This is a genomic window from Candidatus Tremblayella endosymbiont of Pseudococcus viburni, from assembly GCF_964031255.1.
On sequence record NZ_OZ035015.1, the window covers coordinates 30,774 to 45,722 of the forward strand.

Genomic DNA, 14,949 nt, shown 5'->3' on the forward strand with positions numbered 1-14,949 from the left:
GGCGGCCGAGCTTGGGTCACTAATGCTACGCCATGCAGCTGCCGAGGCATGCAAGGCCCAGTGCGGCAGGCGCGGGGCCTTGTTCCCAAGGGCTGGCGCAATGGCCGCGCGCTCTGCACATGCCCTGATTCACCTAGAGGGCCTGGGCTGTGGCTCGACGTAGGCAAGGGGTAGTGGTGCGCAAGGTCTGCCCAACCACGGCCGTCGTGGCACTGCTCAGCGTTCGCAGGCACAGGCTCTACAAGAGGCGCACCGTTACAGTGCTTAGGGTCTTCGCACACGACCCACTGCGCACAACTTCTGCAGGCCGCACTGCAACGGTGCGCGAGTGCAGGCCTGTGTCTAGGACAAAGTTCTGGGCAGTGGAGTACCCTGCATGATCCAGGCTGGCACCGCGGCTTTCGTTGCAGACAATTGCGGCGCAAGGGTGGCAGTGTGCATCAAGGTGCTCGGCGGTACCAGGAGGAGGTACGCCAGAGTGGGCGATCTGGTTAAGGTATCAATTCAGGAAGCCTCCACTCGGGGTAGGGTCAGAAAGGGAGAGGTGCATGCAGCCGTGGTAGTAAGGACCAGACACCCCATACAGAGAGGTGATGGTACCTATGTCAGGTTTGGCGACAACTCTGTAGTTCTGCTCAACGCAAAGCATGAGCCCATAGGCACGAGGGTATTCGGACCTATTGCCAGAGAGGTTAAGCGGTCGCGTTTCATCAAAGTAGTGCCCCTAGCACCGGAGGTTGTATGATCCCCTTGGCAGGCGATGGTGGCCATGCGGCCGACAATGGTCACGATGGACTCTACAGGTACTATGCAGCAAGCGTTGCTCCTCGCCTCCTAGGTCCATCCGCAATGGAGGTGCCTAGGCTATGGAAGGCCACCCTGAGTATGGGCATTGGCAGACTCAGGGGCAGCGCACCAAGTGTGCGTGGCATGTCTGAAGCGCTTGGCTCGATAGCAGGCCAGCGCCCCATGCCAACCCGCTCGTCTAGGTCAATATCAAACTTCAAGGTCCGGCGTGGTGATACCGTGGGGCTGAAGGTAACGTTAAGGAGCCGCAGGATGCACGAGCTAACGGACAGGCTCATACACCTGTATCTGCCTAGGGTGAGGGATTTCCGGGGAGTGCCAGCAAGCTCCATCGACGCAGGAGGCAGCATTAGCGTCGGCATGCGTAGCCTGTCTGTTTTCAACGAGGTTGAGAACACGGCCCCCGAACCGTGCGGGCTGTGCGCCAGCATTACCGTTCGCGCAACCTGCGGCGCCCAGTCTGCGCGCCTACTGAGGCGCATAGCCTTCCCACTCATCCCGCAGTGATGTCGAAGCTTTCCGTAGTCGAGAGGGAGAGGAAACGCAGCGCTCTGAGGCTGAGATACCTTAGCAAAAGGCGACTCATGCTAGCGCTGCTACGGTCCAGCGCAGTGCCCGAGTGCGATAAGCGCACGGTGAGGGACAGGCTGCACCGTCTGCCAAGGGACTCCAGCCCTGTGAGACACAGGAACAGGTGCCTTGTGACAGGACGCGGGCGCGGCTACCTTAGGCTATTCGGCCTGTCCAGGATATGTGCCCGCGAGATGGCTGCCCGGGGTGAGATCCCCGGCGTAACAAAGGCCAGCTGGTAGAATATGGGCACGGTGCGCATGTCTGACACCCTGGCTCACATTAGGAACTGCATGGCAGTCCATAGGCGCGTAGCGCGCCTACGCATTACATCAGCCAACGTATCGCTCGCCAGGGCCCTCAACCGTGCAGGGTACGCGCCTGGGTTCTGCATAGCTCACGACCTGGCGCCAGGAGGCAGGCAGCGTAGGTCGCTGCGGCTAGAGCTGCGCCGCGCTGACGCAGCACCAGCAATGCGTTCGCTCGTGCCAGCGTCTAGGCCTGGGCTCAGGGTGCAAGCCAGTGCTGCAAGCCTCATGCCCAGCGTATACTGCAACGGTATGGCTATAATCAGCACAACAAAGGGAATTTTGACTGGTAGCCTAGCCAGGCGCCTTGGCATAGGTGGCGAGGTGGTGTGCTATGTCGTGTAGGCGCGCTATTGCACCTCGCCAGGCTAGCAAGGCTGCGCTGGCCATCCCATCTGGCTGCAGCATTGCCCTTGCAGATGGTGCCTTGGAGGCATGGGGGGCGGGTGGCTCCATGCGCATTGCTCTAAGCGCATCAGTTAGCGCGTGCGTTGCAGGTGGGTTCGTACAGATAGAGCCACGGCTGCGGTCCAGGAGGGCAGGGGGCATATGTGGCACCACCATTGCTCTAATAGCTAACATGGCGCGCGGTGTAGTTAGCGGGCACAGCAAGACTATAATTCTTTCTGGCGTAGGGTATAGGCTGGAGCTAAGGGGCTGCAGGCTAACCATGTTTATTGGCTACTCCCACCCAGTGCAGTACGCGGTGCCAGAGGGTCTGGCAGCGTCGCTTCCATCTCCAACAGAGCTGACCATATCAGGCACGGACAAGCAGCGCGTGGGTGAAGCGGCTGCACAAGTTAGGAGGCACAGACCCATGGAGCCATACAAAGGCAAGGGGTTCCGCTATGCAGACGAGGCGATGAGGCTCAGGGTGCGCAGGAGGTCAAAGTGAGTCAGCTAGCAGTGCACGAGCAGAGCAGGCCAGCACTGCTTGTCCGTAGCACGCACAAGCACGTCATGGCTATGGTGAAGCCATTTCGTGCAGTTGGCGCCGTTTCAACTGCATCTACGCATGGCATGGATAAGATCATGCAGCCAGCGCTCGGAGGCCTTGTGCGCGCTGCTGCAGTTGGCGCACTCGTTGCGCGCCGTGCAGTTGCATCCGGCATGGGCACTGTGTGGCTATGCCGCGGCAGCCTTAGGTACCTAGGCATTGTTAGCGCGCTGGCTGACTCTGCTAGGCTTCATGGAATGATGCTATGACCGCAAGCACAGCCCACGGCACTGCTGCAAGGCCGTGCACTGACAGGCTCATAATGCTTCGGAGGGTTTCCAAGGTTGTCCGGGGCGGGCGCGTACTTGGCTTCTCTGCTCATGTGGTCGCCGGAGATGGCAATGGAAGCGTGGGCTTAGGGAAGGGCCGCGGCAAAGACTTTTCAACCGCGCTGCAGAAAGCTGGCTGCGACGCGCGTAAGAACATGGTGCGAGCGCGTATTGGCAAAGGCACACTAGCACACGAGTCCAGGGGTAGGCATGGTGCTACCAAGGTTGTGCTCTTGCCAGCAAGGGCTGGGCGCGGGATCGTTGCAGGCAACCACGTTAGGTCAGTGCTCGCAGCAGCGGGCATAACGGACGCAGTCGCAAAGCGGCACGGGTCAAGTAACCCGATGAACGTTGCAAGGGCTGCAATAGATGGACTTCTAAGGCAGCGGCCGCGAGGTGAGGTATGATCATTGCGCGAGAGGGCAGAACGCGGGGGCACATAAGGCTGCAGCTAGTCAGGAGCCCCATATCGTCGCCGCGTAGGCAAAGGCTGTGCGTAAGGTGCCTTGGGCTGCGCAGGATGTGGTCCATGCGCACGCTGCCTCTAACGCCGCACACCATAGGCGCGGCGTCGTGCGTGCAGCACTTGGTTCGAATACTGTGAACCCAGCTGAGCGGTACCCCTTACGCCAGCCTTCGCACCGTAGTACGCGAGTTGGTAGGGGCATTGGATCGGGTCATGGAAAGACGTGCGGCAGGGGTCACAAAGGTCAGCTCTCTAGGTCGGGCGGATTCAACAAGGTGGCGTTCGAAGGAGGGCAAACTCCGCTACACAGAAGGCTTCCGAAGCGCGGTTTCGCAAGGCGGGATAGGCTGGGTCACGGCGTCCGGATGTGCCAGCTACAGTGCGTTGCACAGCACAACGGCAGAATCAATGCGCCCACGCTGCGCATGCATAGTCTGCTTGGCAGCTGCGGCTGGGGCTTGAAGGCCTACGGTACCCGCAGCGCCACGCTCACTGTGCACGCTCGACTCGCGGCTCCATAGCTTCACCGCGAGCACAGTATGAACACACACACGTCGGGAGGCATGCACAACGCTGGCTTTTCGCAACGCCCACCAATGCAAGTGGGCAGAGGCACGCTGCGCTGCACAAGACGCAGGGGCGGGGCTCATAGGCATGATGTCGAGCAGGCGCAGGGCATAGTAATGGAGAGCCTCTCCAACGCAAACTTCAGGGTCAGACTAAGGGATGAGCGCATGGTAACAGCCTATGCATCAGGTAGGATGAGGTTGCACTCGATAAGAATACTACCTGGGGACAGCGTAGTGGTAGCGCTGACGCCATACGACCCGGCGCGTGCTAGGATAGTGTTCAGGCTGAGGTAGGCAAGTGCGGGTTGCCTCGTCGGTAAAGGCCATTTGCAAGTCGTGCAGAGTGCACAGGAGGCACGGTGTTCTTAGGGTAACGTGCAAACACAACCCCAAACACAAGCAACGCCAGGGGTAGGCATGAGGGCGATGGGCGTGGACATACCGGGGAACTTAAGCCTTGAGATGGGGCTAACGCGGATACATGGCATAGGGCGCGCATTGGCCGCTCGCACGTGCCTCGTTGCACGCGTCGATCTGCGCAGGGCGGTCCGTACGCTCAGGGATGCAGATATTCACAGGCTCAGGCAGGCGCTGGGTCGGCTAACGCTTCAGGACGAACTGAGGCGTCGCGTCTCAATGAGAGTAAGGAGACTCGTGGATATAAACTCCCTAAGAGGCCTTAGGCACGGTAGGCATCTACCAGTAAGGGGGCAGAGAACAAGGACGAACGCAAAGACGTGCAAGAGGCGCCGACCTGGCTGCGCGAGGGCAGCAACATGATTGGCCAGAGCATCGCACAGGGCCTGGATAACATGGGCAGGGATGGCGCGCCGGATGGGGTTGCACATATCCGCACCACTTTCAATAACACCATTGTAACCATTACCGACGTGCACGGCAACGTGGTGTTCTGGACAAGCTCCGGCAAGCAGGGGTTCAGGGGCTCGAGGAAGTCAACGTCGTTCGCTGCGCAGTCGGCAGGCGAGAGCGCTGCTAGGGCTGCCATGGAACGCGGCATGAGAACGCTTAGGGTCAGGGTAAGCGGCCCTGGGACGGGTAGGGAGTCAGCAATAAGGGCCTTATACGGCTCAGGGATCAAAATAGCCTCTTTGGAGGACGTTACTGCCACACCGCACAACGGATGCAAGCAGCCCAAGCGCAGGAGGGTGTAGCATGGCTCGATACCTAGGGCCTAGGCAGAGGCTCTCGCGACGGGAGGGGGTCGATCTCCTCCTGAAGAGCGGTGCAAGGCCGTTCGAGGAAAAGTGCAGGGCTGGCGCCAAGCCTGGGCAGTGCAATAGGCACAAGGGACATAGGCCATCAACATACGGCATGCAGTTCAGGGGAAAGCAGCGGATTAAGAGGTACTACGGCGTGCTAGAGCGACAGTTCTCCGCCTACGTTAGGCGTGCTGCAAGGGTGCCGGGGCACGCTGGAAGCAGGCTTCTTCAGGCCCTCGAGTCGCGCTTGGACAACGTTGTCTACCGTATGGGCTTCTGCACTACTCGTCCAGCTGCTCGTCAACTCGTGTCGCACAGGCACGTAACTGTTAACGCCGCAGTGGTACACTCGCCGTCCTACGCTGTGCGGGCGGGGGATGTAGTCGCAGTACGCAGCGCGCTATGCTCAGCAGCGCGCTATATGGAGCACGGCTGCCCCTACGCCTGGCTGCACGTGCGCTGCGACATTGCTGAGGGTGTGTTCAGGCGCGCACCAACCGCTGCTGAGCTGCCGCACGGGCTTCATACCGAAAGGGTAGAGGATCTGTACTCGTGCTGAGGCCAAGGGTTACTGCGGTTGTACGAACTGGCCTTCATGCCGCCACTATAGCAATTGAGCCGCTGGAGCGTGGCATGGCCAGCACCCTAGGTTGCTACGTCAGGCGTGCGATCGTGGCACATGCTCCTGGTCATGCAGCGTCTGCGCTACGCTTGCATCATGCTGTGGGTGAGCTAGACCACATGCCGGGTCTAGCTGAGGACGTGCCGGGCCTAGTGCTAAACATCACTCGCATTGTGTTCAGGTGCCACAGGCCGGGCGCAGTGCGCCTGTGCCTTAGCACCAGCGCCCATGGAAAGGTTGCTGCCTGCGATATACCAATGCCGCCACGTTGCGAGGTCGTAAACCCCGAAGCAACGCTTGCGTACCTTTGCGGCGGAGTGCTAGGGCTGACTATAACCCTAGAGCGTGGCCGTGGGTGCCTCAGGCCAGGCGTACGACACGATCCCACCCCTGGCCTGTTCCATCTGGAGGCAGCCTTTACGCCAGTGCGCTGTGCGTCTTACGCAGTAGAGACGACGAGGCTGGGGAGCGGCCGCGTTTGCGAGAGGCTGGTGGTTTCCATAGAGACCAATGGCTCAGCATCGCCACTCGCCGTCCTTACGGAGAGCGTGCGCGCCCTAAGAGCGCAGCTTGGCCTGCTGGTGCGCAGCGCATGAACCATAGGCGTAGCCAGCCCAAGCTTGGCAGGGGCGGACCCCATAGGCTAGCAATGCTGAGGAACCTCTCCAGATCTCTAGCGCTGCACGGGAGAATACGCACCACCATGGGCCGTGCCAAGTCTCTACTGCGCCTCGTGGGGCCAGCAATTGCTGCCAGGGCCTGCGGCTTGGCGCAAACTGATGGTTCCATAGGTAGAGCGCGCTTCGCACGCGTCATAGTGAGGAAGGATTTTCGCAGGCGTGGCGACCAGGCACCAATGTGCAGCGTTGTGCTAGCGTGATGCGCCCGCATGCAATCTCCACGCACCAGGTGGAAGGCTGGCGCACAGCCATTGCGCTGGTGGGACCAATGGGTGCTGGTAAGACAACCCTAGGCTGCATTGTATCGCGCGCGCTTCGAGTGCAGCGCACTGACACTGACTTGTCACTGCAGGCATGCCTGGGTGTTCGCATATGGCTGGTGTTTGCGCACGTGGGAGAGTGGCAGTTCAGGAAGTGGGAGTTCCAGGTTGGAGCATGCGAGTTCGCCCCTGTGAACTCGCATGGAGGTGGCATAGTATCGCTGTCGCAGTGCAGGTGCAGGCTTATGCACGCGCTGGGCGTGCACCTCGATAGCAGCCCTGGCGACATTGCTCGAAACGTCGGGGCATCGTGCAGGGAGCGACCGCTGTACCGTGCGTTCGACAGGTCGCTGCGCGCACTGCGCGACCCCATGTACAGATCTAGCACAACGGCATCATTGGTGCGAGGTGGGCTGACTGCGCCCCAGGCAGCATGCAACCTTCTGCTATCTGTGCAGCCATGATGAACGCTATGCGGGCCGTGCCAGTGCGTAGTGGCCGTGGCACTGCCTGGGTGGCATACCACGCAGGGTCGTCGCAGCCAGCATGCCTGCAACTGCGCCCTGGGGCTGGACTGGTAATGGTCACTGACATCAACGCAGGCGCTATGGTAACCTGGGGCAGGCGCCGGTACGGCGCTTACGGTATGGCAGGTCGTAGGCTTAGGGTCGTGCTTGGAACTGGCGAGAGCTACAAGGGATTTCTTTACCTAAGGCTCATACTACGGGCAATGCTGCGTGCGGGCCTGGGCCGCGATGCAGTTGTGCTATCGCTTGGCGGCGGAGTCGTGGGTGATGTCGCAGGGCTAGCCGCCGCGTGTTACATGAGAGGTGTGAGTATAGTGCAGCACCCCACCACGCTCCTTGCCTGCGTTGATTCATCAATGGGCGGCAAGGTGGGCATAAACACCGGGGACTTCAAGAACGCTGTGGGTTGCATACACCCACCACGCTACATGGAAGCGCAGATGGGCAGGGTGGCTGCACTTCCATCGCGGCAGTGGAGGGCTGGTTTGGCTGAGGCTGCCAAGATTGCCGCGGGCCTCGACCGTGGCTTCTACTGCTGGCTGGCTGTGCATGCGCATGACGTGGCAAGACGAGCAGCGCCTGCTGTTGCTAGCATGGTCACGCGCTGTGCCGAGCTGAAGTCCTACGTTACGGCGCGTGATGACGTTGAAGCAGGCGCTCGCGCCTGCCTCAACCTGGGTCATACCATTGGCCATGCAGTTGAGTCAGGCTTGAGCTATATGCACTGGCTTCATGGGGAGGCAGTTAGCCTGGGCATAGTGCTAATGGCAAAGGCGTCACACAGGCTGGGCCTGCTGCCTAGGGCTGATGCTGCTCAGATAGTGCGTATCCTTGCATCGCTGCGACTGCCGGTGCGCTGGCCGCTGGGGGTTGATGCGGCTAGGCTAGCCGATGCTCTATCTGCTGATAAGAAGAACCGGGGCGAATCAGTCTGCGTGGTGCTGCTCAGAGGGATAGGCGATTGCGTTGCGCTGGAGGTCCCTCGCGACGCAATGCTATGGGCATGGGCCGGTGCTGTCCATCGCCTTACCTAAGGGTCGGATATCTGAGCAGGCTGGGGATGTGCTGCTCATGCTTGGCGTGGGGGTAAGGCGCTCTGAAACTGGGATGCAGAGGAGGGCACTCATTATGCGCACAACATCCCGCAGCGTTGCAGTGGTGGTGCTTCGTTGCCATGACATTGTAGGGGTTGTCATGAGGGGGTATGTTTGCGCTGGCGTGGTTGGAGGAGACGTCGTGCGTGAGTCGCGCCTCGGTGTGCCTTCGCCTGTTGATTTAGGCATATCCTCATGCCGGTTGTCCCTAGCTCTACGCAGGCAGAATGCAGTATGGCACCCACGCAAGCTCAGGGTCGCAACTAAGTACCCTAACGCAGTCAGGGTATTCCTAGGCTACAGGGAGAGCGTAGCTTACGTTGCGCTGCGAGGTGGGATGGAGGCTGCTCCGCTCCTCGCAGCAGCGGAAGTGGTAGCAGACATAGTGGACACTGGTAGCACTCTGGCAGCCCACGGGTTGTCGGAGGTCAGGCGCATGGCGCCTGTGACTGCGCGCATAGTGCTGAACGCATGCATTGCCAGGCTTAGGGCCCGGGCAATGAGGGTAGTAACTGACATGCTGAGGCTGGCTACTGCTTACCTCTAGCACAGCGCAGCCTTCTGCAGCGCTCCTTGACGCTCGGAGCTGAGATGTTCAGGCAGTCACGTGAGACGAAGGTGCACATGACGCTGGCCCAGAGCGCCAGGCGCCGTGAGTGCATAGCCACGGGCGTTCCTTTCTTCGATCACCTGCTCCAGCAGTTGGCCTTCCATAGCGGACTTATGATGCAAGCAAGTGCAATGGGCGATTGCTTCCTAGACAAGCACCATGTAGTCGAGGACGTGGGCATAGCCTTCGGTATAGCCCTTGCGCGGCTGCTGTGCAACCTGGCGCGCACCAACAGGTACGGTCACTTCTACGCACCGCTGGATGATGCTCTAGCGCGCGCAGTTGTTGATTTGTCGGGCAGGCCAACGCTGTGCGTCGGAGCTGGAAGTGCTGGGAGCGTGTGTAGCTTCAACGCTAACCTGGTCGTAGAGTTCTTCCGCGCTGTTTCTCGTGCGGTGGGAGCATCGTTGCATATTGACGTGGTAAGAGGCCTCGAGCGCCACCACAGAACGGAAGCCGTGTTCAAGGCATTCGGGAGAGCGATGAGACAAGCAACAAGCGCGGATGCAAGCAGAGCAGCATCAACTAAAGGCTTTCTGACAAGCGACAACGAGGATGGACGTCGCAATAGTTAGCCTAGGCGCAGGCAATGTGCACTCCCTTTACCGTGCATTCAGGCGCGTGTCAGGCGGCACGGTAGTGGTAACGGACTGCCCAATGGTAGTGCGCGCGGCGGACAGGGTAGTAGTCCCAGGACAGGGCAGCACGCTGGCATGCCTGTCGTACATGCAAGCACGGCCTGGCCTGCGCACCAGTGTCATGCACGCGCTTAGGACAAAGCCTGCGCTTTGCGTTTGCCTTGGCCTGCAAATGATGGCAAGGGGGACGGACGAAGGCATGGGGGCATGCCTTGGTATTATGGATGGCTATGCCATTCCCCTACCACATTGCACCAGGGTGCCGCACGTCGGATGGCGCACGGTGCGGCTAACCGAGCGGCATAGGGTGATGGACGGCCTGCCTGCACGTCCGCGGTTCTACTTCGCGCATAGCTACTTCGTCAGCCCTGGCCTGCGTGGTCGAACCATTGCGGTCGCAGTACATGGTGGGCTGCCATTTCCCTCAGTTGTAGTGAGAGATAACATAGTGGCAACGCAGTTTCACCCAGAGAGGAGCTCGCGCGATGGCATGGCCTTATGTGCCAACTTCCTGAGATGGCAGCCATAGGGATCCTGGTTCCGGCAATCGACGTGCGCCGCGGGTATTGCGCAAGGCTGCTCAATGGTTCTCCAACCATGCCAACCTTGGTGCGCGCAGCGTTCAGGGAGGCCGAGCGCCTTGCACTACAACGCGCGCGCCGAGTGCACATCGTAGACCTCGATGGCGCAATGGGGTCAACGCGATCTGCCGTAGTCTGGCTGCTGTGCCGGCGCTTGTCTGCCACAGGCTCCGCTGCTCAGGTAGGCGGCGGTGCGAGATCAATCAGTGCAGTCGAGCACTACCTTAGGTGCGGAGCTGCTTACGTCGTGCTAGGTACTGCTGCCGTTCTGCGGCCGTGGTTCCTCCTGTCTGCTTGCGCTGAGTTCCCAGGAAGCATCGCTCTGGCTAAGGACGTAAGGCATGGCGCATCTCTTACGCACGGCTGGCTCAGGCGATGCGGTGTGCCCATCCGCCGCGCCTGCCTGTTTCAGAACCATGGTGGCCAGGTGCACACAGCAATGACAGACGCAACGTCGGACGGCACCATGCAGGGCATCATGGCACATGCTGGCGCTTTTCATGCTGGGGCTACGCCTGCAGTCATCGGAGGGGGGCTTTCGTGCGCTGAGGAGCTTGCAGAGCTGCTCTGCACAGGGCGCTCACTGGCATCAGGTTTCATATGCGGTAGCGCAGCTTACAGTGGGCACGTTCCGCACTGGCCGCCCTGCGCCAGCGCCATGGTGGGATAGACACCATGCATTCGCGGGTAGTTGCATGCCTTGACGTACTGCACAACAGGGTGGTCAAGGGCGTGCGCTTCGTGGGTCTGAGGGTTATGGGTGGACCGGTTCGCACGGCCCACGCCCACATCCTCAGCGGCGTAGAGGAGGTGGTTGCGCTGGACATAGGCGCCACGGTTGGCCACCCCAGCGACATGATGCACGTCGCGCATGGAGTATCCGTGCACGCCAGCGTTCCCGTAACGATAGGCGGCGGCATACGCCAGGCAAGCAGCGTACGGGCTATGATGGGGGCCGGGGCCGATAAGGTCAGCGTCAACACGCACCTTGCTTGCGGGCTATGTCTGCTGCCCAAGCTTGCAACCAGGCACGGAGCGCAGTGCCTTGTAGGCTGCGTTGACGCACGAATGGACAGGGCCAGCATGGCATGGAGCGCAGCATGCAGGGGTGGCAGCATTGGTCTGCGAGCCCGTGCTCAGGACTGGTCGCGCGCAATAACCAGCAGTGGTGCAGGTGAGGTGGTGCTAACTAGCATAGACAGGGATGGCACGCGTACAGGGTTCGATGTGCCACTAGCGAGCTGCGTTGCCGGTAGAACGCATGCTCCCCTCGTCATATCAGGAGGCGCTGGTGGGGCTAGAGACTGCCTGGATGCAGCCGGCCTCGCTACGCCAGCTGGCGTACTGCTTGCCAGCGCGCTCCATGAAGGGACCGTGCGCGCTGATGCCCTGAGGGCATACATCAGGTCGTACGCCCTCAATGAGTAGCTCAGGTTACTGCTGGTGGGCAGCAGTAAGATGGCATGGCGCCGTGGTGTCGGCAGTGGTGCAGGATGCCAACACTGGCACGGTCATCATGCACGCAGCTCTGAACCGCGACGCGCTGGTTGGGTGCCTTACCACAGGGCGTGCCGTATACACTGCGCGCGCATCGGGTGCAGCATGGCGCAAGGGCGCCGGCTCTGGGCAGGTGCACCATGCAGCCTCAGTGCGCATGGACTGTGACCGTGACTCCATGCTGCTCATGGTGCACGCAAGCTCCGCATCGTGCCACATGGGGTCGTTCTGCTGCTACAACGGGCTGCTTGGCTGCCCCTATCATCTTTGCACAGGAAGCGTGCTGAGGGGAGTAGCCCTTGCGCCATGCTGCACGTCCCATACGGCAGGGCTGGTACGTATTGGCGGGCATGGTGCACTTAGGAAGCTGCACGAGGAGCTTGCGGAGCTATCTGCAGCTGCGAACCCATCAGCCCCGCCCATCCTTGCAGTCAAGGAGGCTGCTGACGTATGCTACCATGCACTAGTGGTACTAATGGCGCGCGGGGTTCACCCGCATGCAATGAGTGCAGAGCTTGCCTCACGTGCAGGCATTCCTGGGGTGAGGGAGAGGTGCTCTAGGGTCTGTGTTTAGGGGCATGCCAGCACAGGCCATGGCGCTATGCGCTGTGTGCCTGTGGTGCTACGACAACTGCAGTACGCCGTGCCTGGTGTTCCGCAGTTACCTGGTTAGCCGCGCGCCGGGTGGCTGCATGGTGGTAAGCCTAGGCCAGCGCGCCGTAATGAATCTAACGCTGCACTGGGATGCGGCTACCTTCGTTGCAACGTTCTCTGGGGATGCTAGGCACTTGCGCATAGTCTACAGCAGCATGGTTGCAGCTTTCGCACTGGAGACAGGGTGTGGGCTCCTGCTGCACGGCGCTGCGTACCAGCCAGAGCGCCGTGCTGGTGCCCAGCGCAGCGCCGGGGTAGCCTTGCGAGCGGAGCATGCCGACTTAGCTCATAGGTAGAGCGGTTAGAGTGTAAATAACAGGGCGTAGGTTCGACCCCTACAGTAGGCATGGAGCGTGAGTGATTCGAACACTCGGCGCGCGGATTAAGAATCCGCCGCTCTGCCGCTGAGCTAACGCTCCATGCACGCAATGGCACCAATGATCGGCGGAATGTCCTCGTCATAAACAAGGCCACTCTAATAGGAAACCTGGGCTTGGATCCTATGCACCGGACCTGGACAAGGGAACTGTGGTGTCGAACATAAGGGAAGCAACGTCCGAGAAGGCACAAGGACAGGAGCACGGGGGAGCTAAAGGAGGAGACGGAGTGGCACAACGTGGTACTCTTCGGCAGGCTTGCTGAATCGTGCAGAGCATGCTCAGGCGAGGACGTGGAGGGTAGGATAAGGACTAGGCGATGGAGGGGCAGGGACAGGTACACCACAGCAGACATGCAGGGCTCAGTCCTTAGGGTTCTGGGCGGAGGGCGCTCCTATGGCTCAGTGCGCGTGCAGAGCGCCGGTCTGCAGAGCATGGCAAGGATACAGCAATACCTAGGTTCTAGCACCGCAAAGCCATGCTAACGCCTTGCTGACCATTTGCAGCAAGCTAGGCACGATGGGCAGACCGGCGCTCTGCACCCTAGCAGCAAGGCTTAGGCCACTCTGCTTCGACGACATTGTGGGGCAGGATAGCGCACTGCGCACACTACGGGCTAGTATACATGCCGGCTGCGCACAGAGCGTGTACTGCTTCATTGGGCCGAGGGGCACAGGTAAGACGAGCCTGTCACGCATCCTGTCCAAGTGCCTGAACTGTACGCGCGGCGTAACAACAGCCCCATGCCACTCATGCCCCCCATGCCAAGACGTAGAAGAGGGTAGGAGTGTGGACTACGTTGAGGTTGACGCAGCCACAAACCGTGGGGTCGACCAGATGGGCGCACTGCTATCCTGTAGTGCATACGCTCCCGTAGCATCGCGCCATAGGATATATGCCGTAGACGAGGCGCACATGCTTACATCGCACGCCCTGTCCTCGATGCTCAAGACGCTAGAGGAACCGCCGGCGCATGTGAAGTTCATGCTATGCACCACAAATGCCGCCAAGATACCACACACAGTGCTATCAAGGTCCCTGGCGCTACGACTGTCGCCCTTGACCACTGAGGCCCTGTGCCGTCTGTTGCGCAGGGTTCTTCGCTCTCATGGCGTGCCGTTCAGGAGCTCTGCTCTTGGGTCGATTGCCGAAGCCTCTTGCGGCAGTGCGAGGGATGCACTAGCCATAGCAGAAGGCGCTGCTGCGATGGAGCGTGGGCGAGTGACACGCGCCGCTATGTGTGGCTCAGAGGCATGCCTGGCGCTACGCATGATCGAGGCAATCGCCTGTCTCGATGCAGTGGGTGTACAGGCTGCGCTGCACGCAGCCATCGAGCAGTGCTCCAGCCCATCCATCCTACTAGACCTGATGATGCGGTCGCTCAACGAAGCTGCGCGGCTCCAGTGCTCGCCTGGCCTAACCCCGCCCCATAGCTCTGACCTCAGGGCTGCGTCGCGCGTCACTCGCACAGTCGGCGAGCGCTGGGTGCAGGCAATGTACAGGACACTACTGTTCGGGAAGAGAGAGTTGAGGTTCTCTTGCAGCGAACACATAGGCCTAAGCATGGTGGCGCTACGTGCACTGGCAGCATGAACACTGCGCGTGGAATGTTAGAGCTTCACGGTGTTCATCATAAAGCCAACGCTGTAGGAAGGGGGCTGGTGCGCGCAGTGCATGCAATGCAGGCACTGAGGATGATGCGCCTGCCGGCCATTCTTCGACCGACTGAAGGTGTTCATGACGTCTGGTCTTGTGGTTGTAAGGTCCTGTGCGGCACGACTAGTGCGCAGGCATAGGGAGCTTATCGGCAGCACTAGGCCGTGTGAAGCAGCCGCTTGTTCCATTCGTAGGCGCTTCAGTACAAGCGCAGAGGCAAACGCCATACACAGCTCTGACAGCACAGCCGCTGCGTATCGCTCGCTGAGCGTTGTGCTGGCGCTGCTGTGACGTTGCGCTGTCTTATGGGTTACGTTGGCGTGCGCATTGCGCCCTGCGTGTCGTGTAAGCGGCTGTCTACTGATGGGACGCTTAAGGCATCCTGCACAACGAGTAGGGGCCTTTGCCTAGAGAGCGTACTAATGCCAATGGAATGGTCGCGCTCACTAACGCTCTGCGCATCGACGCAGGTAGGATGCGCAGTTAGGTGCAGGTTCTGCGCAACCGGCAGGAGGTCTTGCGCGCAGAGCCTGCACGGGTCGGAGAT

At 60.5% G+C, this 14,949-nt stretch carries 25 protein-coding genes, 2 tRNA genes and 2 pseudogenes; 28 read left to right on the top strand and 1 reads right to left on the bottom strand.

Features of this window, described 5'->3' with window-relative positions:
• Nucleotides 1–176: 176 nt before the first annotated feature.
• From rpsQ to AAHM87_RS00280, 25 genes are all read left to right on the top strand, one after another.
• A complete protein-coding gene (rpsQ, locus tag AAHM87_RS00160; protein WP_457913239.1) occupies nucleotides 177–380 on the top strand; it encodes a 30S ribosomal protein S17 in 204 nt (67 codons plus the stop codon).
• The gene (rplN, locus tag AAHM87_RS00165) at nucleotides 377–745 is read left to right on the top strand and encodes a 50S ribosomal protein L14 (protein WP_457913197.1); all 369 of its coding nucleotides are present in this window, start codon (nucleotides 377–379) and stop codon (nucleotides 743–745) included. The genes rpsQ and rplN overlap by 4 nt, the downstream gene beginning before the upstream one ends.
• Nucleotides 746–849: 104 nt before the next feature.
• Nucleotides 850–1,314, top strand: coding sequence for a 50S ribosomal protein L5 (gene rplE, locus AAHM87_RS00170; RefSeq protein WP_457913198.1), 465 nt, complete (start codon nucleotides 850–852; stop codon nucleotides 1,312–1,314).
• Nucleotides 1,314–1,619: a 30S ribosomal protein S14 gene (gene rpsN, locus AAHM87_RS00175; RefSeq protein WP_457913199.1), complete on the top strand. Its 306-nt coding sequence runs from the start codon at nucleotides 1,314–1,316 to the stop codon at nucleotides 1,617–1,619. Before rplE ends, rpsN begins: the two co-directional genes overlap by 1 nt.
• A gap of 18 nt (nucleotides 1,620–1,637) precedes the next feature.
• Complete coding sequence (gene rpsH / locus AAHM87_RS00180) at nucleotides 1,638–2,030, top strand: 30S ribosomal protein S8 (protein WP_457913240.1); 393 nt, start codon at nucleotides 1,638–1,640, stop codon at nucleotides 2,028–2,030.
• A gap of 109 nt (nucleotides 2,031–2,139) precedes the next feature.
• Complete coding sequence (gene rplF / locus AAHM87_RS00185; protein WP_457913200.1) at nucleotides 2,140–2,580, top strand: 50S ribosomal protein L6; 441 nt, start codon at nucleotides 2,140–2,142, stop codon at nucleotides 2,578–2,580.
• An 11-nt stretch (nucleotides 2,581–2,591) separates the two neighbouring features.
• A complete protein-coding gene (locus tag AAHM87_RS00190; protein WP_457913201.1) occupies nucleotides 2,592–2,891 on the top strand; it encodes a 50S ribosomal protein L18 in 300 nt (99 codons plus the stop codon).
• A 53-nt stretch (nucleotides 2,892–2,944) separates the two neighbouring features.
• Nucleotides 2,945–3,358 carry a ribosomal protein S5 gene (locus tag AAHM87_RS00195; RefSeq protein ID WP_457913202.1) on the top strand — a complete coding sequence of 138 codons (414 nt, stop codon included), beginning with the start codon at nucleotides 2,945–2,947 and terminating at the stop codon, nucleotides 3,356–3,358.
• Nucleotides 3,355–3,555, top strand: a complete 201-nt coding sequence (locus AAHM87_RS00200) for an uL30 family ribosomal protein (protein ID WP_457913203.1) — start codon at nucleotides 3,355–3,357, stop codon at nucleotides 3,553–3,555. The genes AAHM87_RS00195 and AAHM87_RS00200 overlap by 4 nt, the downstream gene beginning before the upstream one ends.
• Nucleotides 3,552–3,938 (top strand): 50S ribosomal protein L15, encoded by a 387-nt coding sequence (gene rplO / locus AAHM87_RS00205; RefSeq protein ID WP_457913204.1) that lies wholly within the window; start codon nucleotides 3,552–3,554, stop codon nucleotides 3,936–3,938. Before AAHM87_RS00200 ends, rplO begins: the two co-directional genes overlap by 4 nt.
• A gap of 75 nt (nucleotides 3,939–4,013) precedes the next feature.
• Nucleotides 4,014–4,280, top strand: a complete 267-nt coding sequence (gene infA, locus AAHM87_RS00210; RefSeq protein ID WP_457913205.1) for a translation initiation factor IF-1 — start codon at nucleotides 4,014–4,016, stop codon at nucleotides 4,278–4,280.
• A 4-nt stretch (nucleotides 4,281–4,284) separates the two neighbouring features.
• Complete coding sequence (rpmJ, locus tag AAHM87_RS00215) at nucleotides 4,285–4,401, top strand: 50S ribosomal protein L36 (RefSeq protein WP_457913206.1); 117 nt, start codon at nucleotides 4,285–4,287, stop codon at nucleotides 4,399–4,401.
• A gap of 11 nt (nucleotides 4,402–4,412) precedes the next feature.
• The gene (gene rpsM, locus AAHM87_RS00220; RefSeq protein WP_457913241.1) at nucleotides 4,413–4,766 is read left to right on the top strand and encodes a 30S ribosomal protein S13; all 354 of its coding nucleotides are present in this window, start codon (nucleotides 4,413–4,415) and stop codon (nucleotides 4,764–4,766) included.
• Entirely contained in the window at nucleotides 4,763–5,158 is a 396-nt protein-coding gene (gene rpsK, locus AAHM87_RS00225) for a 30S ribosomal protein S11 (RefSeq protein ID WP_457913207.1), read from the top strand. Before rpsM ends, rpsK begins: the two co-directional genes overlap by 4 nt.
• Nucleotide 5,159: 1 nt before the next feature.
• Nucleotides 5,160–5,765 carry a 30S ribosomal protein S4 gene (rpsD, locus tag AAHM87_RS00230; RefSeq protein ID WP_457913208.1) on the top strand — a complete coding sequence of 202 codons (606 nt, stop codon included), beginning with the start codon at nucleotides 5,160–5,162 and terminating at the stop codon, nucleotides 5,763–5,765.
• On the top strand, nucleotides 5,759–6,424 hold the full coding sequence (locus tag AAHM87_RS00235) for a hypothetical protein (protein ID WP_457913209.1): 666 nt from the start codon (nucleotides 5,759–5,761) through the stop codon (nucleotides 6,422–6,424). The genes rpsD and AAHM87_RS00235 overlap by 7 nt, the downstream gene beginning before the upstream one ends.
• Before the next feature lie 352 nt (nucleotides 6,425–6,776).
• Complete coding sequence (locus tag AAHM87_RS00240) at nucleotides 6,777–7,232, top strand: shikimate kinase (protein ID WP_457913210.1); 456 nt, start codon at nucleotides 6,777–6,779, stop codon at nucleotides 7,230–7,232.
• A 116-nt stretch (nucleotides 7,233–7,348) separates the two neighbouring features.
• The gene (locus tag AAHM87_RS00245) at nucleotides 7,349–8,329 is read left to right on the top strand and encodes a 3-dehydroquinate synthase (protein WP_457913211.1); all 981 of its coding nucleotides are present in this window, start codon (nucleotides 7,349–7,351) and stop codon (nucleotides 8,327–8,329) included.
• Nucleotides 8,330–8,366: 37 nt separating this feature from the next.
• The gene (gene hisG, locus AAHM87_RS00250) at nucleotides 8,367–8,936 is read left to right on the top strand and encodes an ATP phosphoribosyltransferase (RefSeq protein ID WP_457913242.1); all 570 of its coding nucleotides are present in this window, start codon (nucleotides 8,367–8,369) and stop codon (nucleotides 8,934–8,936) included.
• 44 nt (nucleotides 8,937–8,980) lie between these two features.
• Nucleotides 8,981–9,574 carry an imidazoleglycerol-phosphate dehydratase gene (locus AAHM87_RS00255; protein WP_457913212.1) on the top strand — a complete coding sequence of 198 codons (594 nt, stop codon included), beginning with the start codon at nucleotides 8,981–8,983 and terminating at the stop codon, nucleotides 9,572–9,574.
• Entirely contained in the window at nucleotides 9,555–10,166 is a 612-nt protein-coding gene (hisH, locus tag AAHM87_RS00260; RefSeq protein WP_457913213.1) for an imidazole glycerol phosphate synthase subunit HisH, read from the top strand. The genes AAHM87_RS00255 and hisH overlap by 20 nt, the downstream gene beginning before the upstream one ends.
• On the top strand, nucleotides 10,154–10,888 hold the full coding sequence (locus AAHM87_RS00265) for a HisA/HisF-related TIM barrel protein (protein ID WP_457913243.1): 735 nt from the start codon (nucleotides 10,154–10,156) through the stop codon (nucleotides 10,886–10,888). The genes hisH and AAHM87_RS00265 overlap by 13 nt, the downstream gene beginning before the upstream one ends.
• 5 nt (nucleotides 10,889–10,893) lie before the next feature.
• On the top strand, nucleotides 10,894–11,646 hold the full coding sequence (locus tag AAHM87_RS00270; protein WP_457913214.1) for a HisA/HisF-related TIM barrel protein: 753 nt from the start codon (nucleotides 10,894–10,896) through the stop codon (nucleotides 11,644–11,646).
• A gap of 88 nt (nucleotides 11,647–11,734) precedes the next feature.
• On the top strand, nucleotides 11,735–12,289 hold the full coding sequence (locus tag AAHM87_RS00275; protein ID WP_457913215.1) for a phosphoribosyl-AMP cyclohydrolase: 555 nt from the start codon (nucleotides 11,735–11,737) through the stop codon (nucleotides 12,287–12,289).
• Nucleotides 12,290–12,644: 355 nt separating this feature from the next.
• Nucleotides 12,645–12,716: transfer RNA gene (locus AAHM87_RS00280), tRNA-Tyr, on the top strand.
• Here the strand turns inward: AAHM87_RS00280 and AAHM87_RS00285 are convergent.
• Nucleotides 12,717–12,788 (bottom strand) — tRNA-Lys (locus AAHM87_RS00285).
• A gap of 152 nt (nucleotides 12,789–12,940) precedes the next feature.
• On the opposite strand from AAHM87_RS00285, the pseudogene AAHM87_RS00290 reads away from it, so the two are divergent.
• The 3 genes and pseudogenes from AAHM87_RS00290 to AAHM87_RS00300 all read left to right on the top strand — a co-directional run.
• Nucleotides 12,941–13,231 (top strand): annotated as a pseudogene (locus tag AAHM87_RS00290) (single-stranded DNA-binding protein); the annotation flags it as partial.
• A gap of 34 nt (nucleotides 13,232–13,265) precedes the next feature.
• The gene (gene dnaX / locus AAHM87_RS00295; RefSeq protein WP_457913216.1) at nucleotides 13,266–14,339 is read left to right on the top strand and encodes a DNA polymerase III subunit gamma/tau; all 1,074 of its coding nucleotides are present in this window, start codon (nucleotides 13,266–13,268) and stop codon (nucleotides 14,337–14,339) included.
• 126 nt (nucleotides 14,340–14,465) lie between these two features.
• Nucleotides 14,466–14,693 (top strand): annotated as a pseudogene (locus AAHM87_RS00300) (nucleoside-diphosphate kinase); the annotation flags it as partial.
• Between the last annotated feature and the right edge of the window lie 256 nt (nucleotides 14,694–14,949).